The organism is Rhodococcus sp. PAMC28707 (assembly GCF_004795915.1).
Lineage (GTDB): Bacteria > Actinomycetota > Actinomycetes > Mycobacteriales > Mycobacteriaceae > Rhodococcoides.
Window position 1 is genome coordinate 2,229,114 of the sequence record NZ_CP039253.1, and the last position, 24,237, is coordinate 2,253,350.

Annotated in this window: 19 protein-coding genes and 3 tRNA genes; 13 read left to right on the forward strand and 9 right to left on the reverse strand. The window is 62.7% G+C overall.

Annotated features, from left to right (window positions below):
- The first annotated feature begins 708 nt into the window (after window positions 1–708).
- The 3 genes from betT to E5720_RS10110 all read left to right on the forward strand — a co-directional run bounded on the left by betT (window position 709) and on the right by E5720_RS10110 (window position 5,917).
- A complete protein-coding gene (betT, locus tag E5720_RS10100) occupies window positions 709–2,754 on the forward strand; it encodes a choline BCCT transporter BetT (protein WP_136170556.1) in 2,046 nt (681 codons plus the stop codon).
- A gap of 60 nt (window positions 2,755–2,814) precedes the next feature.
- A complete protein-coding gene (locus E5720_RS10105) occupies window positions 2,815–4,287 on the forward strand; it encodes an aldehyde dehydrogenase family protein (protein WP_136170557.1) in 1,473 nt (490 codons plus the stop codon).
- A gap of 76 nt (window positions 4,288–4,363) precedes the next feature.
- Window positions 4,364–5,917: a GMC family oxidoreductase N-terminal domain-containing protein gene (locus tag E5720_RS10110; RefSeq protein WP_136170558.1), complete on the forward strand. Its 1,554-nt coding sequence runs from the start codon at window positions 4,364–4,366 to the stop codon at window positions 5,915–5,917.
- Window positions 5,918–6,041: 124 nt separating this feature from the next.
- Here the strand turns inward: E5720_RS10110 and E5720_RS10115 are convergent.
- Window positions 6,042–6,124 (reverse strand) — tRNA-Leu (locus E5720_RS10115).
- Window positions 6,125–6,343: 219 nt separating this feature from the next.
- Here E5720_RS10115 and E5720_RS10120 point away from each other — a divergent pair.
- From E5720_RS10120 to pknB, 7 genes are all read left to right on the forward strand, one after another.
- Window positions 6,344–7,750, forward strand: a complete 1,407-nt coding sequence (locus tag E5720_RS10120) for a DUF3662 and FHA domain-containing protein (protein WP_136170559.1) — start codon at window positions 6,344–6,346, stop codon at window positions 7,748–7,750.
- A gap of 149 nt (window positions 7,751–7,899) precedes the next feature.
- On the forward strand, window positions 7,900–8,364 hold the full coding sequence (locus E5720_RS10125; RefSeq protein ID WP_136170560.1) for an FHA domain-containing protein: 465 nt from the start codon (window positions 7,900–7,902) through the stop codon (window positions 8,362–8,364).
- Entirely contained in the window at window positions 8,361–9,797 is a 1,437-nt protein-coding gene (locus E5720_RS10130) for a PP2C family serine/threonine-protein phosphatase (RefSeq protein WP_136170561.1), read from the forward strand. The genes E5720_RS10125 and E5720_RS10130 overlap by 4 nt, the downstream gene beginning before the upstream one ends.
- Window positions 9,797–11,254 carry an FtsW/RodA/SpoVE family cell cycle protein gene (locus E5720_RS10135; protein WP_136170562.1) on the forward strand — a complete coding sequence of 486 codons (1,458 nt, stop codon included), beginning with the start codon at window positions 9,797–9,799 and terminating at the stop codon, window positions 11,252–11,254. The genes E5720_RS10130 and E5720_RS10135 overlap by 1 nt, the downstream gene beginning before the upstream one ends.
- Window positions 11,251–12,738, forward strand: a complete 1,488-nt coding sequence (locus E5720_RS10140) for a penicillin-binding protein 2 (RefSeq protein ID WP_136170563.1) — start codon at window positions 11,251–11,253, stop codon at window positions 12,736–12,738. Before E5720_RS10135 ends, E5720_RS10140 begins: the two co-directional genes overlap by 4 nt.
- 7 nt (window positions 12,739–12,745) lie before the next feature.
- On the forward strand, window positions 12,746–14,200 hold the full coding sequence (locus E5720_RS10145; protein WP_136170564.1) for a serine/threonine-protein kinase: 1,455 nt from the start codon (window positions 12,746–12,748) through the stop codon (window positions 14,198–14,200).
- Window positions 14,197–16,122: a Stk1 family PASTA domain-containing Ser/Thr kinase gene (pknB, locus tag E5720_RS10150; protein ID WP_136170565.1), complete on the forward strand. Its 1,926-nt coding sequence runs from the start codon at window positions 14,197–14,199 to the stop codon at window positions 16,120–16,122. The genes E5720_RS10145 and pknB overlap by 4 nt, the downstream gene beginning before the upstream one ends.
- Before the next feature lie 8 nt (window positions 16,123–16,130).
- On the opposite strand, the gene E5720_RS10155 is transcribed toward pknB, so the two are convergent.
- Together E5720_RS10155 and E5720_RS10160 are read right to left on the reverse strand one after the other, a co-directional pair.
- Window positions 16,131–16,772, reverse strand: a complete 642-nt coding sequence (locus tag E5720_RS10155) for an aminodeoxychorismate/anthranilate synthase component II (protein WP_136170566.1) — start codon at window positions 16,770–16,772, stop codon at window positions 16,131–16,133.
- An 81-nt stretch (window positions 16,773–16,853) separates the two neighbouring features.
- Window positions 16,854–17,612: a DUF881 domain-containing protein gene (locus E5720_RS10160; protein ID WP_136170567.1), complete on the reverse strand. Its 759-nt coding sequence runs from the start codon at window positions 17,610–17,612 to the stop codon at window positions 16,854–16,856.
- A gap of 248 nt (window positions 17,613–17,860) precedes the next feature.
- Here E5720_RS10160 and crgA point away from each other — a divergent pair, with 248 nt between their 5' ends.
- Window positions 17,861–18,124 (forward strand): cell division protein CrgA, encoded by a 264-nt coding sequence (crgA, locus tag E5720_RS10165; protein ID WP_084348242.1) that lies wholly within the window; start codon window positions 17,861–17,863, stop codon window positions 18,122–18,124.
- Window positions 18,125–18,169: 45 nt separating this feature from the next.
- Window positions 18,170–18,649: a PH domain-containing protein gene (locus E5720_RS10170; protein ID WP_210729990.1), complete on the forward strand. Its 480-nt coding sequence runs from the start codon at window positions 18,170–18,172 to the stop codon at window positions 18,647–18,649.
- Window positions 18,650–18,688: 39 nt separating this feature from the next.
- Here the strand turns inward: E5720_RS10170 and E5720_RS10175 are convergent, their stop codons facing one another.
- Together E5720_RS10175 and E5720_RS10180 are read right to left on the reverse strand one after the other, a co-directional pair.
- On the reverse strand, window positions 18,689–19,588 hold the full coding sequence (locus E5720_RS10175; RefSeq protein WP_136170569.1) for a rhomboid family intramembrane serine protease: 900 nt from the start codon (window positions 19,586–19,588) through the stop codon (window positions 18,689–18,691).
- 73 nt (window positions 19,589–19,661) lie between these two features.
- Complete coding sequence (locus E5720_RS10180) at window positions 19,662–20,189, reverse strand: peptidylprolyl isomerase (protein WP_136170570.1); 528 nt, start codon at window positions 20,187–20,189, stop codon at window positions 19,662–19,664.
- A gap of 97 nt (window positions 20,190–20,286) precedes the next feature.
- Between E5720_RS10180 and E5720_RS10185 the strand changes: the two genes are divergently transcribed.
- Window positions 20,287–20,679, forward strand: coding sequence for a hypothetical protein (locus tag E5720_RS10185; protein ID WP_136170571.1), 393 nt, complete (start codon window positions 20,287–20,289; stop codon window positions 20,677–20,679).
- A gap of 23 nt (window positions 20,680–20,702) precedes the next feature.
- Here the strand turns inward: E5720_RS10185 and E5720_RS10190 are convergent, their stop codons facing one another.
- From E5720_RS10190 to E5720_RS10205, 4 genes are all read right to left on the reverse strand, one after another.
- Complete coding sequence (locus E5720_RS10190; RefSeq protein WP_247596255.1) at window positions 20,703–22,343, reverse strand: alpha/beta hydrolase; 1,641 nt, start codon at window positions 22,341–22,343, stop codon at window positions 20,703–20,705.
- Window positions 22,344–22,469: 126 nt separating this feature from the next.
- Window positions 22,470–23,471, reverse strand: coding sequence for a GGDEF domain-containing protein (locus E5720_RS10195; protein ID WP_136170573.1), 1,002 nt, complete (start codon window positions 23,469–23,471; stop codon window positions 22,470–22,472).
- 295 nt (window positions 23,472–23,766) lie between these two features.
- A tRNA-Ala gene (locus E5720_RS10200) sits at window positions 23,767–23,839 on the reverse strand.
- 233 nt (window positions 23,840–24,072) lie between these two features.
- Window positions 24,073–24,146 (reverse strand) — tRNA-Ile (locus E5720_RS10205).
- Between the last annotated feature and the right edge of the window lie 91 nt (window positions 24,147–24,237).

A 24,237-nucleotide genomic window follows, 5' to 3' on the forward strand; every position in this document is an offset into this window, starting at 1 on the left:
TCGCGGACGGCTGTTGGGTGCCGTTCGCCGTTGAAGCAGCACCCCCGAGCGTCGGTCCTTGCCTACCGTCGAGCAGATCAGCTCGGGGGCACACGCAAGCCTCGTTCGGGTGGATCGGCCGTTTGTACGCCGGTCCAATGACAAACGATAAATCAGTACCCAGGTAACACTGCAAATAAGGTTAACCTATTAACGCCCTCGAGCTGGGGTTCGCAAAATTTTTTCAAGACCATTTCGACCCCCGCGCTTCGCTTTTGCACGCGAGAAGCAACTCGAGAGCGGCGATGCCCGGAATTCACATCGGGCGCACAATCCGGGTGTCACCTAAGGACATCGGGAAACAACGTCGGTGTAATTCGTAACCGCGGTTCGGCGGAAGTGCGCCCGGTGAGCCCAGGGCGGGCGCCCGCAGTGCGGGCGAAAGCCGGATTGCACTCGGCGAACAGTGCATTGGGCATCGACTAGCCCGAAACCTGACATTCGGATCCGGTCTTCACCGCGGTGCCGCGGCCAAGGGAAACAGTCCAACTCGAACTGGACCGACTTACTGTGCTAGGTCGAATTATCGCAGCTCAAAGGGTCCAGCGCCGGGCGCTGCGGGGCTAGGGTGAGGACAACGGAAGCGTCATCTCCAGTGTTTTGCTGTGTTTGTGAGCACAGCGCCGACGCTGCCATCCGGGTGGGCAGGTAACAGAAGGGAACGGATTTGTGAGTTCTTCGGTCGAGGAATCCAAGCCAGATGTGGCCGAAGAACCGGAGGCTCGATCGCGGGTGAACTGGCGGGTCTTCGTACCCGCTGCGCTGTTCACTCTTGCGATTACGATCTGGGCGCTGATCGCACCGGAGAACGCGGAGAGTGTGCTCGGCAGCGCAGTGATGTGGACTTCGGACTGGTTCGGGTGGTTCTACGTGGCGCTGGTCGCAATCGTGCTCGTTTTCGTTGTTTACCTGGCCTTCTCGGGATTCGGCAATCTCAAACTGGGGCCCGCTCACTCGCAACCGGAGTTCGGGTTGCTGTCCTGGGCGTCGATGCTCTTCGCCGCTGGCATCAGCACCGATCTGATGTACTTCGCCGTCTCCGAGCCGGTGACGCAGTACCTCCAACCGCCGAGCACCGAAGCCGGTTCAGTGGATGCTGCCCGTGAGGCGACCGTATGGACGCTCTTCCACTACGGAATCAGTGGATGGGGCCTCTACGCCCTGATGGGGATCGCGTTGGCCTACTTCGCGTATCGGAAGAATCAGCCGCTGGCGATTCGCTCGGCTCTTGCTCCCATTTTCGGCAAACGCGTCAAGGGTGTGCTGGGAGACACTGTCGATTTCGCTGCGCTGCTCGGCACGATCTTCGGCGTGGCGACCTCGCTGGGAATCGGTGTCGTGATGATCAACGTGGGACTGAACGTAGTTTTCGGATTGGAAGTCAGCACCGGTGTCGAAATCGGCATCGTCGCCGTCGGTGTTGCCATTGCCACACTTTCGGCCACCTCGGGCGTCGACAAGGGCATCAAGATCCTCTCGCTCCTCAACGTGTTTTTGGCATTCGCACTGTCGATCTGGGTGCTCGTCATGGGCCAAACCCAGTTCCTGCTCGACGCCCTGGTTCTGAACGTCAGTGACTTCGGTCGACTGTTCCCCAACATGGTCGGTCAGACCTTCGCGTTCGAGGACACCGGCACATGGATGACCGACTGGACACTGTTCTTCTGGGCCTGGTGGATCGCGTGGGCCTCGTTCGTCGGCCTTTTCCTTGCGCGGATCTCTCGAGGCCGCACCATCCGCCAGTTCGTACTCGGGACTTTGACGATCCCTTTTCTGTACATCCTCATGTGGGCCTCGGTCTACGGAAACTCTGCCCTTGAGCGGGTTCGTGGCGGTGACAGCGAATTCGGCGAACAAGCGATCCTCAACCCGGAGGGCGCGTTCTACGAACTCCTGAGGGACTACCCGGCATTCATCTTCATCGCCGCTCTCGCCACCTTCACCGCCCTTCTCTTCTACGTCACGTCCGCGGACTCGGCCGCACTGGTGATGGCCAACCTCTCCTCGCACCTGCCGAGCCCGCAGCACGACGGCAATGCGGCGCTTCGTATCTTCTGGGCTCTGGCGACCGGCGGTCTGACCGTGGCCATGCTCGTCGTCGGCGGCGTGGGCGCTTTGCAGAATGCTGCGGTCATCATGGGCTTGCCCTTCGCCTTCGTCATCATCCTCGTCATGATCGGGCTCTACCGATCGCTGAGAGTGGAGACATTCAGAATCGAAAGCGTCGAGCAAAGTTTGCCGGGTTCACTCTCGGTCCGCACCGGAGGAAACCGCGGAGTCGACTGGTCCTGGCGCCACCGACTCAGTCGGGTTCTCAGATTCCCCGGCGAGGACCGCGTGCGAGAGTTCGGACGCCAGGTGGTGCTGCCGAGTTTCAACGAGGTCGTCGAAGAAATGCGGGTGCAAGGGATCGATGCCCGATGCGGGCCCGTCGACGACGCCGAGGACATGTACGAACTCGTGGTCGGCGCAGACCACGCTCATCCGTTCCGCTATCAGGTGTGGCGACGCAAGGTCGCCGTTCCGTCCTTCGGACTGACTCTGCCTCGTACCGAAGACGAGTACTACCGGATGGAGGTCTATCTGGACGGTGGTTCCGGTCAGGGATACGACATCATGGGATACACGAAAGACCAGGTCATCGAAGATATCCTGGACCATTACGAAGGACACCTGACTTTCCTCCAGCTAGAGGAGAACAGCGGCGGTTCTTGACCGCTCGAACCGCACGGACAGCCCTATCAGCACAACCCACGCAGCAAGGAGACCAGCTTCATGCCCAAGACGTTGTTTATCGATGGTGAGTGGACCTCTGCGGTCAACGGCGGAACTCGGGAGATCCACTGCCCGGCGAACGGCGAACTCGTCGGCACCGTCGACGAAGCAGATGGTGCCGACACCGCAGCGGCCATCGCCGCCGCCCGACGTGCATTCGACGCCGGAGTATGGAGTTCCACTCCGGCAACCGAACGAGGCGCGTTGTTGCTGCGGGTCGCCGACGCGATCCAACGACGTAAGGACGAGTTCGCCCGCGCCGAGTCACTCGATACGGGCAAGCGCCTCGTGGAGAGCGAAATCGACATGGACGACATCAGTGCCAGCTTCCGCTATTTCGGTGTGCTCGCCGGGCAGCAGGCAGGGCGGGTCGTAGACCCGGGCATGCCCGACGTCGTGAGCAAGGTCGTGTACGAGCCCATCGGTGTCTGCGGAATGATCACCCCCTGGAACTACCCACTGCTGCAGGTGGCGTGGAAGGTGGCACCTGCTCTGGCGGCGGGCAACACCTTCGTGCTCAAGCCCAGCGAACTCACTCCGCACACTGCGATGCTTCTGATGGATGTACTCGATGGTCTCGGACTGCCGGCGGGCGTGGGGAACCTCGTGCTCGGCGCCGGTGCCACCGCGGGCGCGCCGCTGTCGGAACATCCCGATGTCGACATGGTCTCGTTCACCGGCGGGCTCGCGACGGGCCGCGTGGTCGCTGCAGCGGCAGTGCAGACGGTCAAGAAGGTGGCGCTCGAACTCGGCGGGAAGAACCCCAATGTCGTCTTCGCCGACGCCGACTTCGATGCGGCCGTCGACAATGCCCTCAACGCAGCCTTCGTCCACAGCGGCCAGGTGTGCTCGGCAGGAGCGCGTCTGATCGTCGAGGAGTCCATCCATGACCGCTTCGTCGCGGAGTTGGTCCGTCGCGCCAAGCAGATTCGCTTGGGCGGGCCGTTCGACGAAACAGCCGAGACAGGTCCGCTCATCTCTGCGGACCATCGTGACAAGGTCACCGCCTACGTCGACGCAGGCATCGAGGAAGGCGCCGTCGTCGGCTGTGGTGCCGAATGGGGCACCGGTGAGCTCGAGTCGGGCTTCTACTATCTGCCGACGGTCCTCGACGGCTGCAACACCGCAATGTCGGTGGTACAGGAAGAGGGCTTCGGCCCCGTCGTCACCGTGGAGACCTTCCGCACGGAAGAGGAAGCCATCGCTATCGGCAACGACACCCGGTACGGGCTCGCCGCGGGCGTCTGGAGCCAGGACGCCGGAAAGACCGAGCGCGTGGCTGCACGGTTGCGGCACGGCACCGTGTGGATCAACGACTTCCACCCCTACCTGCCACAGGCCGAGTGGGGCGGATTCGGCATGTCGGGCAACGGTCGCGAACTGGGTCCGACCGGTCTGGCCGAATACCAGGAGATCAAGCACATCTACCAGAACCTCCGGCCCGCAGTCACCGGATGGTTCCCGCAACACTGAGCACACCACCGATTCTTCGGTTCGGTTCGGTTCGGTTCGGTTCGGTTCGGTTCGTTAGAGGAGAGGCGCAAGAAACATGTCCGAAAAGCGATTCGATTACGTGGTCGTCGGCGGCGGCAGCGCCGGCGCGGCCGTGGCGGCACGTCTCAGTGAGGACTCGTCCGTCACCGTCGCGTTGATCGAGGCCGGCCCCAGCGACGTCGGCGTCGACGACGTCCTCCAGCTCACCCGCTGGCCTGCACTGCTCGGATCAGGTTTCGACTGGGACTATCAGATCGAACCGCAGGAGCGCGGTAACTCGTTCATGCGCCAATCGCGGGCGAAGGTGCTGGGCGGATGTTCCTCACACAACTCGTGCATCGCTTTCTGGCCGCCTGCCGAGGATCTCGACGAGTGGGCCGGCAAGTACGGTGCCGTCGGCTGGGATTCCCAGCAGATGCTGCCGCTGCTTCGAAAGCTCGAGAACAACGACCAACCGGGCACGCACCACGGTCACGACGGGCCGGTACGCATCCGGAACATCGAAGCCGTGGACCCGGCAGGTGTGGCGATTCTCGAAGCGTGCGAGCAAGCCGGCATCCCCACCGTGCAGTTCAACAACGGCACGGTTGTCGAGGGCGCCGGGTTCTTCCAGGTGAACGCCCTGGAGGACGGCGTGCGGTCCTCGTCATCGGTGTCCTATCTACACCCGATCACGAACACGCGCACCAACCTCGAGGTCCTCACCGGACTCTGGGCCAAGAAGCTCATCATCGACGCGGACAAACGATGCACGGGCGTACAGGTTTTGAACCCGGACCTGGTACACACCGACACCATCCACGCCGATCGCGAGGTCATCGTCTCGGCCGGCGCGATCGACTCCCCCAAGTTGCTCATGCTCTCCGGTATCGGGCCCGCCGACCACCTGCGCGAAATCGGCGTCGAGGTAGTGGTGGACTCACCTGGAGTCGGCTCGCACATGCAGGATCACCCAGAGGGCGTCATCTCCTGGGACGCGAAGAAGCCGATGGTCACCGAGTCGTTGCAGTGGTGGGAAATCGGAATCTTCACCCGCATCGACAAGGAACGCGACCGACCGGACCTGATGTTCCACTTCGGCAACACCCCGTTCGACATGCACACGTTGCGCCAGGGCTATCCCACCTCGGAAAACGCATTCTGTCTGACCCCGAATGTCACGGACGCACGTTCGCGCGGCACGGTCCGTCTGCGCAGCCGAGACTTCCGCGACAAGCCGCGTGTCGATCCGAAGTACTTCTCGGACCCGTACGACATGCAGATCATGACCTACGGGATCAAGCTGGCCCGCGAGATCGTCGGGAAGCCTGCTATGGCCGAATGGGCGGGAATGGAGTTGTTCCCAGGTGATCAAGTGCGCACCGACGACGAGATCGCCGACTACATCACTCGCACCCACAACACCGTCTACCACCCCACAGGCTCGGTATCGATGGGCGCTGCCGACAATCCCGAGACACCCCTGGATCCGCAGTTGCGGGTCAAAGGGGTCCGCAACTTGCGTGTGGCCGACGCGTCGATCATGCCGAAAATCGTGGCCGTCAATCCCAACATCACCACGATGATGATCGGTGAAAAGTGCGCGGAGATGATCAAGAAGGGGGCCTGACCAGGCCGACAAAAGAAGGCCCGGCCGAATGAATTCGGCCGGGCCCTCTCTGTGGTCATCGCGACACTTCGGTCGTAAAATAAACCACTGGCCGCAGCGAACGAATCAGCTGCGACCAGTGTTGTGGGCGGAGGGGGACTTGAACCCCCACGTCCCGAAGGACACTGGCACCTGAAGCCAGCGCGTCTGCCATTCCGCCACCCGCCCGGGTGACCGGTGAACGTTAACATGCACATCCGGTGACGAAGAAATCGAGATGTCGACCGTTCAGCGCACGGGTATTTACCGACCCGCAACGTATATCATGCATGGACGAAGACCTCGAGCCGACACGCGTTCGCGGTCACGCGTTCGGTTCCTACTCGAAGTACGTTCCTCGAGCAGGAACAATGCAGACCCGAGCACTAGATGGGAGGAGAGGTCACCATGGGAATTGTCCAGCGTTTCGAGCGAAAGCTGCAAGGCGCGGTCGGTGACGTATTCGCCCGAGTATTCGGTGGCGGAGTGGTTCCGCAGGAAGTCGAGGCAGCGCTTCAGCAGGAAGCGTCGGATCTGGTCCGTCCGCTCGACGGCGGCCACTACCTCGCACCGAACAGCTATGTGATCACCATCAACAGTTCCGACCATGACGGACTCGCCGCAGATCACGATCTGACCGTGAAAGCTTTTTCGCGACACCTCGGTGACTACATTCGTGATCAGGGCTGGCAAACGTACGGGGATGTCGTGGTTCGATTCGAACCGTCGCCCACCTTGCACACCGGCCAGTTCCGGGCCAGTGGTTCGGTCGATCCCGATGTGGGACGATCGTCGACTGCAACCGGAAACGCCTCGGCGGCCGGCCAACGCCCCCCGCGACCGTCAGCCCCACCTAAGTCGACATCAGGAGCCGGCCCCATGACGCAGAACCCAGGCTACGACCCGCAACGCGAACCCGCCGACGGCTCTCGCCCCGATCCGCGCGCCCGCAACGGGTATCCGGCTCCCGGCCAAGATCCGCGTTATGCGCAGGCCCGCGACCAGAACGGATACGACGCGCACAGTAACGGCGCACCGTATGCAAACGGCGCTTACGGTGCCGATTCCGCGGCTTCCCCTCAGCAGGCGCAGCCGCGAGGGGACCAGTACAACCAGGGCTACGAACAGCAGGCCTACGGCGATCAAGGGTACGACCAGCAGGCGTATTCGGATCAGGGTTACGAGCAGGGTGGTTACGCGCAGGGGTACTCCGCTCAGCCGCCACCCGAACAGGCTTACTCGGACCAGCAAGCGTATGGCCAGCAGGGCTACTCGGACCAGCAAGCGTATGGCCAGCAGCCGTACGCCGAGCCCGCGTACGGCGAACAGCAGGCCTACGGAGAGCCCCAGCAGGCCTACGGGGACCAGCGCTACGCCGAGCCCGCACAACAGCCTGCGTCCTACCAGCAACCGGCGTCCTACCAGCAACCCGCCTACGACTATCAGTCCCAGCAAGGCGGCTACCAGCAAGGCGGGTACCAGCAGCCCGACTACGGCTACGCCGAGCCCGCGTACAACGACGCTCAGAGTCTGGCCGCGACATTGCAGCTCGAGGACGGCAGCGGCCGCTATTTCCAGCTTCGCGAAGGCCAGAACATCATCGGCCGTGGCCAAGATGCCCAGTTCCGGCTCCCGGACACCGGAGTCTCGAGGCGACACGTCGAAATTCGGTGGGATGGACGCGTCGCGATGTTGTCTGATCTAGGTTCGACCAACGGCACCACCGTCAACGGCGCATCCGTTCAGGATTGGCAATTGGCAGACGGCGACGTCATTCGCGCAGGACACTCCGAAATATTGGTCCGCATCGTTTAACGCACCCCGCCAGTATGGTGATCGACACACACAGCTTCTCTCTAGGATGCTGTGTGTGAAAACGTCTGCACGTGGTGCGTGCATGGGGGAAGGAACCGGCGTGTTCTCCACGCTGGTCGACACAGATGTGGCAAAGGAGGTGGACGGCTGTGCAGGGATTGATTCTGCAGCTGACCCGAGCGGGTTTTCTACTCTTGCTCTGGTACTTCGTCTGGGCCGTCCTGCGAACCCTACGTAGCGACATATACGCCGCATCCGGCATGCGTATGCCGGCACGCTATTCCCGAGGCTCGAAGGTTCTTCCCTCGTTCAACAAACAGAAGGTTGCCAAGAATCTAGTGGTAACACAGGGCGGTCTCGCCGGAACTCGCATCTCGCTCGGCACGCAACCGGTTCTCATCGGCCGCGCCGACGACTCGACACTCGTGCTGACAGACGACTACGCGTCGACCAGGCATGCACGGATCTCGCCACGCGGGGGTGACTGGTACGTCGAAGATCTCGGTTCGACCAATGGCACCTACCTCGACCGAGCCAAGGTGACCACTGCCGTCCGCGTGCCACTCGGCACTCCGGTGCGTGTGGGCAAAACCGTGATCGAGTTGCGCCCGTGACTCTTGTACTGCGTTATGCGGCCCGCAGTGACCGCGGACTCGTGCGATCGAACAACGAAGACTCCGTCTACGCGGGAGCGCGACTCCTCGCGCTTGCCGACGGGATGGGTGGGCATGCCGCGGGCGAGGTCGCTTCGCAGTTGATGATCGCCGCCCTGGCGCACCTCGACGACGACGAACCCGGTGACGACCTTCTCGGCAAGCTGGAAGCCGCGACCCGCGAGGGCAATGCGTCCATCGCCGATCAGGTCGAAGACGAACCCGAACTCGACGGGATGGGCACGACGCTCACCGCAATTCTTTTCGCAGGCAAGAAGATCGGCCTGGTTCACATCGGCGATTCGCGGGCATACATGCTTCGCGACACCAAGCTCTCGCAGATCACTCGCGACGACACCTTCGTTCAGTCGCTCGTAGACGAAGGCCGGATCACACCCGAGCAGGCGCACACACACCCACAGCGCTCACTCATCATGCGGGCATTGACCGGTAACGAGATCGAACCGACGCTGACCGTCCGCGAGGTTCGTGCGGGCGATCGTTACCTGCTCTGCTCGGACGGTCTGTCCGACGTGGTGAGCGACGAAACCATCGAGAACACGATGAACGAGGGCGACTGCGCCGAGAGCGCCGACCGCCTCATCGAACTTGCTTTGCGAAGCGGTGGACCGGACAACGTCACCGTCGTCGTCGCAGACGTCATCGACCTCGACTACGGCCAGAGTCACCCGATCGTCGGGGGTGCGGCCAGTACCGAGGAAGAAGAGTACTCACCGCCGCTCAACACCGCCGCCGGTCGTGCTGCGGCAATGCGGCCACCGAGGTCGACACCGAAGAGAATCGCCACTCCCGCACCGGAACCCGAGAAGAAGTCGCACAAGCTCCGCTGGTCGCTGGTCGCGCTGACGCTCATCGCATTGCTGGTCGGCGGCGCCTTCGTTGCCAATGCGGCGATCCGCAACAACTACTACGTCGGCGAGGAGAACAACCGCGTCGCCGTCATGCGCGGAGTGCCGGGTTCGATACTGGGTTACTCGCTTCAGACGGTCCACGCCATCGGCTGCCTCGACGCAGACGGCACGCTTACCCTGCGCGGCCCTGATTCTGCCTCGAGCACGTGTGACGTCTTCGAGGTCGACGATCTGGTGCCCGCGGCTCGGGAACAGGTACGAGCCGGACTTCCGTCGGGCAAGCTCGACGACGCGAACGGACAGATGAAGCAGCTCGCCTCCGGTGATCTGTTGCCGCTGTGCGAACCCGAGTCTGCGACCCCGGCCATCACGACACCGGTGCCACCGGTGCCCCCGCCACCCGGTGCCCCAGCCTTGCCTCCGGCGCCCGATGCCCCGCCACCGGTCCTGCCCGAACCAACGCCCACCCCAGCACCGTCAGCACCGCAAGTAGCAGGTCAGAACTGTAGGGCCGGTATTTGATGAGCTCCAATTCGTCTGCGGGGGCATCCTTTCCGAGTCCGCCGGAAGGATTTGCTCCGGCACCCGTTCAGTCGAACCGACGTAACGTCGAGTTGTTGTTGCTCGGGATAGCGGTAGTGATCACCACGATGTCCTTGGTGTTGGTAGAGGCAAGCCAAGAACAAACCATCACCCTCGATCTCGTCAAGTACTCGCTGGCGTATCTGGCATTGGTCACGGTGGCGCATCTCGCGGTCCGCAGATTCGCCCCCCACGCGGACCCGCTGCTGCTGCCGATCGTGGCGCTGTTGAACGGTCTGGGCCTCGTGCTGATCCATCGCCTCGATCTCGCCGACCAACAGTCTGCCGCCTACCTGGGTCAGGAGATCCCGTCGCCGGACGCCAATCAGCAGGTGCTCTGGACGACCCTTGCGATCGCAGGATTCATTGCCGTACTGGTCCTGTTGCGGGATTACCGCACGCTGGCGCGCTACAGCTACACCGTCGGTCTTGCAGGTCTGGTACTGCTCGCCATTCCCGCACTGCTGCCGTCGGCGTTCTCCGAGGTCAACGGATCGAAGATCTGGATTCGGCTGCCCGGCTTCAGCCTTCAGCCCGGCGAGTTCGCAAAGATCCTGTTGCTGATCTTCTTCGCCTCGCTCCTCGTCGCCAAGCGTGAACTGTTCACGACTGCCGGCAAACATGTGCTCGGCATGGACTTCCCCCGTGCACGCGACCTCGGTCCGATTCTGCTGGTGTGGATCGTCTCGGTCGCCGTCCTCGTATTCGAGAAGGACCTCGGTACTTCACTGCTGATCTTCGGCACCGTGCTGGTGATGATCTACATCGCTACCGAGCGCGTCGGCTGGCTCATCATCGGATTCGCGCTGCTGTTGGTCGGCTTCCTGTTCGCCTATCAAGTCTTCGGACACGTCAAGATCCGCACCGATACCTGGCTGCATCCGTTCGACGACTACAACGACACGGGCTACCAGATCGTCCAGTCGATGTTCAGTTTCGCCACAGGCGGCCTCGCGGGGACCGGTCTGGGGAGTGGGCGTCCGTCGCAGGTCCCGTTCGCAAAGACCGACTTCATCATTGCGACGGTCGGCGAGGAGCTCGGACTCATCGGACTCACTGCAGTCCTGGTCCTCTACCTGGTATTCATCATCCGCGGCTTGCGCACCGCGCTCGCCGTTCGTGACAGCTTCGGCAAACTTCTCGCTGCCGGCCTCGCGTTCACCATCGCCATTCAGTTGTTCGTCGTGGTGGGTGGGGTAACCAAGCTGATTCCGCTCACCGGACTCACCACCCCGTACATGTCGTACGGCGGATCCTCGCTGCTCGCCAACTATCTACTGCTGGCGTTGTTGATCAAGATCTCCGACGCGGCGCGTGAGCCCGCCGTTCCGAACAAGAAGCCTGTGGTGGCGACGCCGATCGCGGAAGCGCCGACCGAAATGGTGAAACGCCCGTGAACACTCCACTTCGACGAGTCTCCATCGCCGTCATGGTCATGATCGTGGCCCTTCTCGCCAATGCGACCTACCTGCAGGTGATCAAGGCGGACGATCTGCGGACCGATCCACGTAACTCACGCGTACTACTCGACGAGTACTCCCGCCAGCGCGGACAGATTTCGGCAGGGGGCCAGGTCCTTGCCGCATCGCTCGCCACCGACGACCGATACAAATACCTGCGCGCCTACCCGCCGAATCCGGCTGCGACGTCGAGCCCGTTGGCGAACGCGCCGGTCACCGGGTTCTACTCGATGCTCTACTCGAGCAGTGGCCTCGAGCGCACCGAAGATCAGGTGCTCAACGGTTCGGACGATCGTCTGTTCGGTCGTCGCCTCTTCGATCTGATTTCCGGACGCGACCCGCGCGGGGGCAACGTGGTGACCACCATCGACCCAGTAGTTCAGCAGGTGGCATACGACCAGCTCACGTCCAAGGGTTACACCGGATCCGTCGTCGCGATCGAGCCCTCGACGGGCAACGTCCTGGCGATGGCGAGTACACCGAGCTACGACCCCAATTCGTTGGCGAGCCACGACGGACAACAAACCACCGAGGCGTGGGATGCACTGAACGCCGATCCTGACAAGCCGTTGCTGAACCGTGCGATATCGGCGACCTACCCACCGGGATCGACCTTCAAGGTCCTCGACACGGCGGCGGCCCTCGCGAACGGTGCCACACCTGACGATCAGCTGACGGCGGCGTCGAACATCACCCTTCCCGGCACCCAGACCACCCTCGAGAACTACAACGGCAGCACGTGCGGTGGCGGGGCGACGGCGTCTCTACGTGAGGCGTTCGCTCGGTCCTGTAACACCGCCTTCGTCGAACTCGGCATCAAGACCGGTGCCGATGCGCTTCGAGATACCGCGAGCGCGTTCGGTATCGGGGAAGATACGACGTCCTTGCAGCTCCCCGTCGCCGACAGCACGATCGGATCCATCCCCGATGACGCCGCGCTGGGCCAGACGAGCATCGGTCAGCGAGATGTTGCGCTGACGCCGCTACAGAATGCCGTGATCGCAGCGACGGTGGCGAACAACGGAGTTCGGATGGCGCCGCACTTGATCAGTCAGTTGCAGGCACCGGATCTGTCGGACCTGTCGACCACCAAGCCACAATCGGAAGGCCAGGCCATCAGCACGGAGGTCGCTTCGACTCTGACCGATTTGATGATCGGCGCCGAGAACAATGCCGGTTCACAGGGCAAGATCCCCGGAGTGCAGATCGCGTCGAAGACCGGCACTGCCGAACACGGGACCGATCCTCGGAACACACCACCGCACGCGTGGTACATCGCTTTCGCGCCGGCCGAGGCACCGAAGATTGCCATCGCCGTACTCGTCGAGGACGGTGGCGACCGCGCACTCGCAGCGACCGGTGGTTCGGTGGCTGCACCGATCGGTCGCGCGGTCATCGCTGCCGGATTACAGGGGAGGTGACTAGCGGATGCCACTGAAAAACGGTGCCGTGATCGCACAGCGTTATCGGCTCCTGAGGCTCATCGCCACCGGCGGTATGGGCCAGGTATGGGAGGCGATGGACAATCGTCTCGACCGCAACGTTGCCGTCAAGGTCCTCAAAGCCGAGTTCTCCGAGGATCCGGAGTTCTTGCAGCGCTTTCGTTTCGAAGCGCGCACGACGGCTCAACTCAACCACCCCGGTATCGCCGGGATCTACGACTACGGCGAGACGCGCGACGAATCAGGTGAATCGCTGGCGTATCTCGTCATGGAACTCGTCAACGGTGAGCCGCTCAACGCTGTGCTCGGACGGATCGGGAAGCTGCCGCTCGGGCATGCCCTCGACATGCTGGAGCAGACCGGTCGATCGCTTCAGGTCGCGCACTCGGCAGGCGTTGTTCACCGCGATGTGAAACCGGGCAACATTCTGATCACCCCCGCGGGACAGGTGAAGATCACCGATTTCGGGATCGCGAAAGCTGTCGACGCGTCACCGGTCACCAGGACCGGCATGGTCATGGGCACCGCCCAGTACATTGCTCCCGAACAGGCTCTCGGCGACGAAGCCACCTCGGCCAGCGACGTCTACTCCCTCGGTGTCGTCGGCTATGAGGTGCTCTCGGGTACGCGGCCGTTCCTGGGCGACGGTGCACTCACCGTCGCGATGAAGCATGTCCGGGAGATGCCCGCCCCGTTGCCCGCCGACCTGCCGCCGTCCGTTCGTGAGCTCATCGAGATCACGATGGCCAAGGATCCCGCGGCCCGGTACGCGAGCGGCGGTGAGTTCGCAGACGCTGTTGCCGCCGTGCGTGCCGGCCGACGACCTCCAGCTCCCGGAAACGGTCGGGGTCCGGGTACCGGCCGCGTTCTGATGCCTGGGGTCGTGGCCGCCGCAGGCGTCAGTCCCGACAGCACTCAGATGATGCCGACGTCGCAGAACCGTTACACGGGGCCGTCCACGGGCGCTGCGGTTCCCGCCACGCCGGAACCGACGGGGATGACTTCCGCCCAGAAGGCCCTCGCTTGGGGTGGCGCTGGTCTCCTGGTGCTGGCGGTCATCATCGGTGGCTACGTGCTGCTGACGGGAGGGCAGGGATCGCCGGCGCCGTTCACGCCCCCGACAACTACGACGAAGCCTGCCCCGACCACGACGACCACCACCACGGAACCGACCACCACGGAACCGACCACCACCCGGGAAACCACCACGACCACGCCACCGCCGACTACGACCACGACGGAACCGACGACCACGACCACCGCGCCGCCGACGACCACGACGACGGCCCCAGCGGCGACGACGACAAGTGGTGGGTTCACCCTGCCGCAGTTGACTCTCCCGTCGCTGCCCGGTGCCGGTGACGAAGAAAATACCGGTGACACCGGACCCGGCGGCGCCTCCACACCTCAACTCGGACCTGATCGACAAGGACAACCATGACGACTCCCCGCAATCTCTCCTCCCGCTACGAGTTGGGTGAGATTCTCGGCTTCGGTGGCATGTCCGAGGTCCACCTTGCGCGCGACAGTCGACTCGACCGTGATGTGGCCATCAAGGTGCTGCGAGCGGATCTCGCTCGCGATCCCACGTTCTATCTTCGGTTCCGACGCGAGGCGCAGAACGCCGCAGCTCTCAACCATCCAGCGATCGTGGCGGTCTACGACACCGGTGAGGCCGAGACCGAAGCCGGCCCGCTGCCGTTCATCGTCATGGAGTACGTCGACGGCAATACTTTGCGTGACATCGTCCGCGCCGACGGTCCGATGACACCGCGCCATGCGATGGAGGTCATCGCCGACGTCTGTGCGGCTCTCGACTTCAGCCATCGCAACGGAATCGTGCATCGCGATGTCAAACCAGCGAACGTCATGATCAACAACGCCGGTGCAGTCAAGGTGATGGACTTCGGTATCGCCCGCGCGATTGCCGACAGCGCGAATCCGATGACGCAGACCGCCGCAGTGATCGGCACAGCTCAATACCTGTCCCCCGAACAGGCCAGAGGCGAGCAGGTGGACGCCCGCTCGGACGTGTATTCGCTCGGTTGCGTCCTGTTCGAGGTCCTGACCGGTGAGCCCCCGTTCAAGGGTGACTCGCCAGTGGCCGTCGCGTATCAGCATGTGCGGGAAGATCCGCAACTACCGTCCTCGGTCAATTCTGCGATCCCGCGGGAGCTCGACTCGATCATTCTCAAGGCCATGGCCAAGAACCCGGCCAACCGCTACCAGTCAGCAGCGGACATGCGCACCGATCTGGTACGAGTGCTCGGCGGGCAGCGCCCCTCGGCGCCCACCGTCATGAACGACGAGGACCGCACCACGATCCTCGGCTCGATGGACTCGCGGGAGCCCCAGTTCCGATCGGGTGACACCGACCGGCCGGCCGAGCAGCCTCCGACGCAACGCGGCGAAGACAACACCTCGAAGCGTCGAGGACTGCGAATAGCAGTGATCGCGCTGGCGGCGATAGTCGTGGTCGGCATCATCACCGCGTTTCTGTTGTCTCTCGGCGGCGATTCCTCACCGGATCGAGTCGCCGTACCCACCGTCGCAAATCTCACGACCGCGGAGGCGACTTCCGCTCTGTCAGACCTCGGACTTCGATTCCAGACCCGCGAGAAGCCAGATCCCACGATCGCTGCGGGCAGAGTCATCGCGTCGCAGCCGCCCGCCGGAACACAGGTCGATTTGCCGAGCACGGTCGACCTCGATATCTCCACCGGCCCGGAGCAGGTGCAGGTTCCGGCATTGGCCGGTAAGACTGCTCAACAGGCAACTCAGGCACTGTCCGCAATCGGTCTCGAACTCGACACTTCCGTGGCACGAGCGGCTTCGACACCGGAAAATCTCGACAAGGTGGTCGAACAGAATCCGTCGACCGGTGTCGGGATCACCGTCGGCTCGGCCGTCAAGATCACGTTGGGCAGTGGCCCGTCGCAGATCCGAGTTCCCGATGTCACTGGCCAGCAGGTCGACGTTGCGCGTCCCAACATCGAGGCTGCCGGCTTCAAGGTTCAGATCGAGAACATCGACTCGGGTCAGACCGTCGGAGAGGTTGTCTCGACGAGCCCGACAGGTGGATCGAACGCCGCCGAAGGTGACACCGTGACACTGCGCGTCTCGAACGGCGACAAGATCCCCATGCCCGATCTTGTCGGGATGACGCCTGCTCAAGCGCTGTCGGCACTCGAGGCAGCCGGATGGACGGGTACCTCGGCCAACATCACCTCGACCCCGCGGAGTCAGCTCGACCCGACTCTGGTGGGGCGAATCGTCAATCAGGCCGAACCTGCCGGATCGGAAATCACCAAGTCCCAGTCGCTCAACGTGAACGTGGGAACGCTGGGAATTCCGCCCCGGTAAGTAGAGCGTCAGCTGAACGCGAGTGCGACCTGTGCCTCGAGTTCGACCACGAGGCGCTCGTCCTGCTCGAGTCCGCAGACGGCGAGCCAGTTGGACAGCATCCGATGGCCACCCTGAGTGAGAATCGACTCGGGGTGGAACTGGACGCCGTGTATCGGCAACTTCCGATGGCGCATGCTCATCACGAGGCCGGAGTCGGTGCGTCCGGTCACCTCGAGTTCATCGGGAATGGTGTCCTCGACGACGGTCAACGAGTGGTACCGAGTAGCGGTGAACGGCTCGGGTAGTCCCTCGAGGACGCCGACGCCCGTGTGGTGGATACTGCTGGTCTTTCCGTGCAGTAGTTCGGGCGCGCGGTCGACGGTCGCACCGAAGGCCGCGCCGATTGCCTGGTGCCCCAGGCACACCCCGAGCAGTGGAGTACCGGACGCGGCGGCCGCGGTCACGAGATCCATCGTGGCTCCAGCTCGGTGTGGTGTTCCCGGCCCTGGGCTGAGCAGAATGCCGTCGAAGTCGGCAACGACGGCGGCTCGGTCGGTCAACCTGTCGTCGTCGTTACGCCAGACGGTCGCGTCGACTCCGAGTTGGCCCAGGTACTGGACGAGGTTGAAAACGAAGCTGTCGTAGTTGTCGACGACCAGAATGCGCATGGGGCAAGGATAGGTGAGCGCGGCAAGTACTAATCGCCCCGATGTCCTTGGCGAACCTGTGGCGGACTACTGCAGAGGCTCTCACCGGGCAGGCTGGGCGAATCCGATCCGTATCGGTCCGGTGAATCCGGGCACGGTCAGGGCGTCGGAACGGGTTTCTTCGAAACCCAACCCGTAACGAAGCGCATACTGCCGAAAGACCCGCACACCTGGATTGTTGCCGAGCGCGGCAGAGAGCCGCTCGGGGTCTCCCAAGGCCGTCACCACGTAGGGCGGACTGTACGTGCGCCCACCCAGCAGAAGCGTGTTACCGATACAGCGCGGCGCGATCTGGCTCGTGATCCGTTGATCCTGCATGGCCATTGCCGACGCACCACCGGTCCACAGTGCATTGAGCACACTCTGCACGTCCTGTTGGTGCACGACGAGATCGTCCGGCGACGCGTCCGATGCGTACCGCCCGTCCGGGCCCCGGGCTGCGTCGGTCAAAGTCACGACCACCCCTGGCCCCGATGCCGGCTCGACCCCCGCCTGGGCGGCGAGCGGATCGGCCGCGGCCAGCACACGTCCCACTTCGACGTCCGAGGATCCCGTTGTGCGCTGCAGGTCGTCGACCTGCCGGGCCAGGTCGTTTCTGATCGACTCGGCGTCGTCACTGCTGCTTTGGGCCGCTCCGACCAGATCCGACAACCTGGTGGTGTCGCTTCGCCGGATTTCGTCACCTTGAGATACGACCCTGGTGGTCGCCAGGAGCACCCCGACGACAAGACACACGACGAGGACCAGGATCTGCCAGCCACGTGCCGCGACGCGCTCTCTGGTCGTCGATTCCTCGATCATGGTTTCATCCGATGCTCTCTCGTGAGATTGCACTGAGCTAGCGTGTGTGGGCATATGGTGACCGGTCCGAAAAACCGGGCCTGTGGATAACAACGCCAGACAAAGCAGTGTTGGGGCAATAACAGTGCGAAACTCTACTATCGAGGACGCTACCTGCTGCGGTTGTCCACAACCGTTATCCACAGGTCGACGGGTCGTGTACCGGTAAGTCGTCTGTACGAGCGTCAGCACACTACGAAGGGTTGAACATGCCGAAATCGAAGGTTCGGAAGAAGAAGGATTACACCATCGCCCCCGGCACCAGATCCGCCGGAGCGCTGAAGGCCGGGCCGTCGAGTCCACTCTTCGTGGCGGTGATGCTCGGATTCATGCTGGTAGGGCTGCTATGGCTCATTGTGTACTACTTGGCTGCCGACAATATCTCGTGGATGAACAACCTCGGTGCGTGGAACTTTCTGATCGGTTTCGGCTTCATGGTCGTCGGTCTCGTCATGACCATGAAGTGGCGATGAGAAGGTCCCGTCGACGGTTAGTTACACGCGTGTCATTCATCCCCAATGTGGATAAAGCCTGTGGATAACTTTTCCGAGTCTCCACAGCCTGTGGATAGATTGAGCTGGGCGACGCCACTTTCGGCTGTCATCGCTATGATCTTGGGCGGATTCGCACTGTTCGGAGCGGCATTGTTGACCGGTACCGACGCCACGGGCCAACTTCTCATCTCGATTGCGGCTATCGGCCTGTGGACGATCGCGGGGCTCGCTGCCCTTCAGCGGCCGAGACTGGCGATCGTCGACGGAACACTGTCGATGAAGCGCCTGTCGGGAGTGCAGGCATACGTCCCCAGCGAGATCGTGCGAATCAAGCTCGCTCGATACCCCCGACTCGGGCGGCGCGTTCCGATGATCGAAATCGACGTCCAACGCGCGGGTGACACCGAGGATCGGCTGATCATCTTCGGTCGCTGGGATCTCGGAATCAGCCCGGAGACAGTGTTCGACGAGCTCGTCCGGCACGGCTTCGTTCCCGCGGGCTGACGAGCCGGGCGGGTTGTTCCGACGATGCTGGAGGAGTTTTTACAGACCCATCATCGAGCGCAGCGACAGCACGCGAACTGCGATGACTGCGACGCACACGGCTGCGACGGCACCGACGGCGATCCACCCGATGTGCGGTGTTCGCAGTCGGCTGGGCAGAAACACGATGCCGGCGGTCGCGGCGGCACCGGCGACGAGGCCACCCATGTGTCCCCAGAGCGAAATTCCGGGGATCGAGATACTGATGAAGATATTGAGGCCGATCACCACAAGAATCGGCGTCGGGCTGCGGCGAAGCTTCAGCAGAATGACCGCTTGTGCACCCAACAGCCCGAAGATCGCGCCCGAAGCTCCTGCGGTGACGGTGAGCGGGGCTTCGAGGACCATGACCGAGGCACTGCCGCCCAGTAGCGAGACGAAGTAGACCGCAAGGTATCGGCTTCGACCGAGAATCATTTCGACATCGCGGCCGATGATGTACAACGCGAACATGTTGACGAGTAGGTGGATCGGCCCGATATGCAGGAAGCCGCTGCCGATGAGGCGCTCGACGTCACCGGTCGCTACCGATGGTGGAACCAGCGCCCAGGCATTGAACAGCGGCGACGCGTCGGTATTGCCCATCACATCGCGCGATTGCATCGCCGTCACCGCGAAGACGAGCACGTTGAGGGCCATGAGGATGTACGTGACGAGTCCGTACGTCGATCCGGCCCGGGCACCGGCGACGGTACGGATCGGCCGGACCGAGGCATTGGCGTCACGCACACAGTCGACGCAATGCTGCCCGACGGCTGCAGGCCGTAGACATTCGGGGCACGCAGGGCGTCCGCATCGCGAGCACGCCAGTCCGGTAGTTCGATCGGGATGCCGGACGCACCTCGACTGGGGTGGGGTTGGCTGATCGCCGGGCGCGCCACCCCAGCCGGGGTCGGTCATGGTGAGGTTCCTCTACGGTGAATTTTTTTCAGCACCTGAAGTGGTGATGTGAACGTTTTTCAGGAGAGAGCGATCACGCAAGGGTGATGCTGGTGATGACGACATCCTCGACGGGACGATCGCCGCGGCCGACAGAAGTTCCGGAGATGGAATCGACTACCTTCTTCGACGCCTCGTCCGTCACCTCACCGAAGATGGAGTGCTTGCGGTTCAGGTGCGGGGTCTTGCCGGTGGTGATGAAGAACTGCGATCCGTTCGTGCCCGGACCCGCGTTGGCCATGGCCAGCAGGTAGGGGCGATCGAACGAGAGCTCGGGGTGGAATTCATCGCCGAACTTGTAGCCCGGTCCACCCGAACCCGTTCCGGTCGGGTCTCCGCCCTGGATCATGAAGCCGTCGATGACGCGGTGGAAGACAGCGCCGTCGTAGAACGGTCCGGTTTTTCCGCCGGACGCGTTCGTCGAGGTGTAGTCCTTCGATCCGTCCGCGAGCCCGACGAAATTCTCGACCGTCTTCGGCGCATGGTTGCCGAAAAGATCGATGATGATGTCGCCGTGGTTGGTGTGCAACGTGGCAGTAGAGGTCTTGTTTGGTGAAGTCACCCCTCCATCGTGCCATTGACACGCTACGGAGCGGTCGGCAACGGTCCTTCGATGTGTTCATTCCTGGCTCTGCGCCTGCATATGGAACAGTGAAGGCATGACGAGCACATCGAAATCCGGCCGGATTCGTGGAATTGCGGTGACCACTGGTGGCTCTGCCGTGCAGGCTGCGAAAGTTTTCGGTGGCGGTGCAGCGGGCGTCGGACTCCAGCTCTCCACCAGAGGACTGAAGCTTGCCCGGCGCGAAATTGCCCGACGTAAGCAGCGCGGTCCGGCCCAGCGAAAAGGCGGACCTCGCGTCTCACCTCGTACGAAGCGGATCTTGGTATTCGGAGCGTTGTTCGGAGCAGTCGCCGGCGTCACAGTTCTCGCCACTCGACGTCGCAACACCTTCCAGCCGCCCGCTGACGCGCCGCCCAGTCTCGCCGACTACGAGTCGGAGGTCTCCCACGCTGCCGACGGGCAGCCCGGCGCCCTCGAACACCCCTAGCGGTGACCGTCGGTCGATGCCGGTCAGCCTCCGACGAATTCGGAGGCGCGCCCGGCGACGACCAGCGCGCTGTTGTGCTGCGCCGTGGTGCCCTCGGCGAAATACCCTCCATGTCCCTCGGCCGGTAGGTATCCCGAGCTTTCGGTAGGGAGCTTTTCCGTGCCGTCGAGACTGCTCGGATCGGTGCCGAAGGCCCCGAGGTCCGCGACCCTGTCGTCGGATGCTTCACCGACGAATACGTGACCTGGCGGTACGGACAAGTCGGCGACAGCGCCGGTTCCCAATCCTGGTGACCCGAGAACAACCAGCTCGTCGACGCCTGTGTCGTCGGCATCGCGGACCCCATACGCGGCGGTGAGCGAACCGTAGGAATGACCGAGCAAAGACAAATGTGGGTCCTCGGCACGCGCGGCATCGAGTCCGTCGAGAAATGTCGACAACCGCTCTCCGCCGGCGATCGCCGCCGAGCCTGAGACGACGGAACGGTTCGGGTTCAACAGGTTCCAACCGAGGTGCGGACCCTCGTAGTTCATCCATGTCACACACGCCGCGGTCTCCGGCGGATCCTTTCGAAGTAGTTGTTCGACAGTCTTTTTGAATGAATCCATATCGCCGTCGTATCGCCGCAAGTCCCCTTGGACATCCGAGTCGAGGCCGGGCACGAACACCGCCACATGAGTAGCGGTGTCGACATTTCCCACCGCGATCGCGGCCAGGGTGTCCTCGCCACTACGATTGTCCAGAACCAGCAGTTGGCGATCACCCTGGTCGAGGGTGGCCGTGATCGCGTCGAGCGCAGCCAAACGCTTACGTGTCTGCGCCAACCCCGCGTCGGCATTGTCCAACATCCCACCGAAGATGTTGTTGTTCAAGCGATTCTGAAGGTCGGCGGCAACTTTTTCGAGGCGGATTCTTTCGCGGACGAGCATCCGACGGTTTGCAGAATCCCGGACCACCGCCGGAATCCCGTCCAGGTTTCCGATCAGATCGGGTCGTTCGACCAGTAGTCGGGTCCTGTCAGCCCTCGTGAGCGAATCCCAGAATGCGGCGTTTGCGGGCGCACTCCTTCCCATGGGTACTGCTGTCTCGGTCGGAACTGCTGTTCTGAATTCTGTTGCAGCAGCGGGGATCGTGGAGACGTCCGCTCCTGTCGCCGATACCGAACCGGACAGTGTCCGCAGAGTCGCGGCTCCCTGCGAGTCGAGGTATCGAGCACGCGTCAGCAGTTCGGTGGCTCTTTCCCGCAGATCGCGTATTCGCCGGAGCCGATCACGACCGAGACTCCATGCATCTTCGGACGCGCTGGAGTACAGCGGCATTCGATCCACAACCCCGCCCTCGTCGGTGATGTCGGCGTCACTGTCCTGGGCTTGGCGGTCGCAGTCGAGAACCGAAGCCACGAGCGGATACATCGCATAGCCAAGATCCTCGACACAGGTTCCGATCGACATCAGCTGATCGGCGCCGCGAACATACCCGTCACGAGCGCTGTGTATTTCTGTGCGCGCTGCATCCGCGGCTGCCCCTGTCCACTCGAGGGTCTCGGACAATCGCTCGAGCGTGGCCATATCCTCTATCAGCCCGTCCGACGTGCGGACCAGTGTGCGCGCAAGCAGCCCTATCTTTTCCGGGTCCCACTGCCGAACGTCACTCCAGGTAACCATGCGCACATCCCCCGTCGACTGCCCGATCGTCGTCCGGTCGGTCGACGTGAGAACACAGTCAACACTTTTTCCAGCTCGCGGGGCTGAATCCATCCACAGGCTGTGGATGAATTCTGGAGCGGTGCGTCAGCGCTGTATTCTCCACTCCGGTTCGCCGGTGGACTCGGTTTCAGCCGATCCGGGCTGCCTTGGCGCTACCGGTCTACTGCGCTTGGCGCGATACAGATCTGCGTCGGCCGACCGGTATATCTCCGCCCAACGACACGTAGCAGGCATGCAGACCAGTCCGACACTCCACTCGGCACGATGCGCGCGCCGAAGCCGCTCGATGATGTACCAGGCCTCTGCCTCGTGAACACCCGGCATGAACAGCACGAACTCGTCGCCCCCGAGTCGGCCGAGCACGTCCCGCCGCGTGAGCTCGGCTTTCCATGCCTTCGACAGGCGTGAGAGCAACACGTCACCCGCGATGTGCCCGTATTCATCGTTGATCTGCTTAAAGTTGTCCAGATCGAGCACAGCCACGCTGACAGACAGACCGCGAGCAGCGCAGGCCGGAAGCATCTTGTCTACCTTGGACTCGAATCCGAAGCGATTGAGAAGCCCCGTCAGAACGTCGTGTGTCGCCGAATGGCGCATCCGCCGGGCGAAGGTACCGAACACTTCGGTGGAGCCGACTACGCCGAGCGCAATGAGTATGTACGCGATGAACGGCGGATCGTACGGCGCCACGGAGGTACCCGCTACCGCCGAAAGCGCCACGAACGCAGCCCACATACCCGCATTGCGCTCGGACCAGAAAGCCCCGACATGCATGCCCAGGAACATCGCGGACTGCACACTGACGAGAAGGGTCGGCAGTGCGGTACTGACCGACGACGTCAACGCCAGAGCGACGGTCGCCATGAAGGTAACGCTGCCGATAATGCGCTTCGGGCTCGGCTGCTTCGATCTCAGAAGCACTATCGCGGACGCAATGCCGAGTGCCGACGACGCGAGGACCGCGAGCCGGCCCGCTATGCCCAGTTGGCCCCACGATGCGCTTACGCCTGCGATGGAAAGAAGCGTCGTTCCGACGACGAAAACCAGCAGCGTCAGGGCCGCTTCATCGAGCTCGAGTTTTCTCACGCGCTATTGGCCCCGCACGGGTACACGCGGAGGCGTTCCAGATGCCTGCTCCGTCGACTTCGATTCGGCATGGCCACCTCCCATGGTCGGGTCATGTGAAACGTAGGCAGACGCGCTCTACGTGCCGGACCCTAACACTTACAGACGACACCCGATCCGGTTGAGAAGTCGGCGGAGAAATCACATTCGAGATCGGTGTGTCGAGGCGATCAGCTCGAATGTCCACCATATCCGGCAGACAAAAAAGATGACGCCCAGCTGATGCTGGGCGTCATCTTGTGTCTTCGTACAACTGTGGAGCCTAGGAGATTCGAACTCCTGACATCTGCCTTGCAAAGGCAGCGCTCTACCAACTGAGCTAAGGCCCCGGGTCCAACCGGCGAGCGAACAACACGTTACATGTTCACTCACCTTTTGCAACAACCGGTCTCTACCAACCGGTTTCACCTCACCATAGGACGTTCAGGCAGTTGTGACTTCGTGCCAGACACCGTCTCCGCTACGTACAGCTCGCAGCTTCACCACTGTCAAAAACACTGTCACAACCGCACCGGCGAGAAAGAGAATCTTCACGAATCTCATCCTCTCCGCCTTCTGGTTGTGGGCCTAGGAGGACTTGAACCTCCGACCTCTTCCTTATCAGGGAAGCGCTCTAACCGCCTGAGCTATAGGCCCTCGAACCTCGGTCACAGGGACCGATTAATTCGAGGAAATTATTCTCCTCGAACCGAGGAGTGAGGTTACCGCATCGAGCCGCTGTACTCCA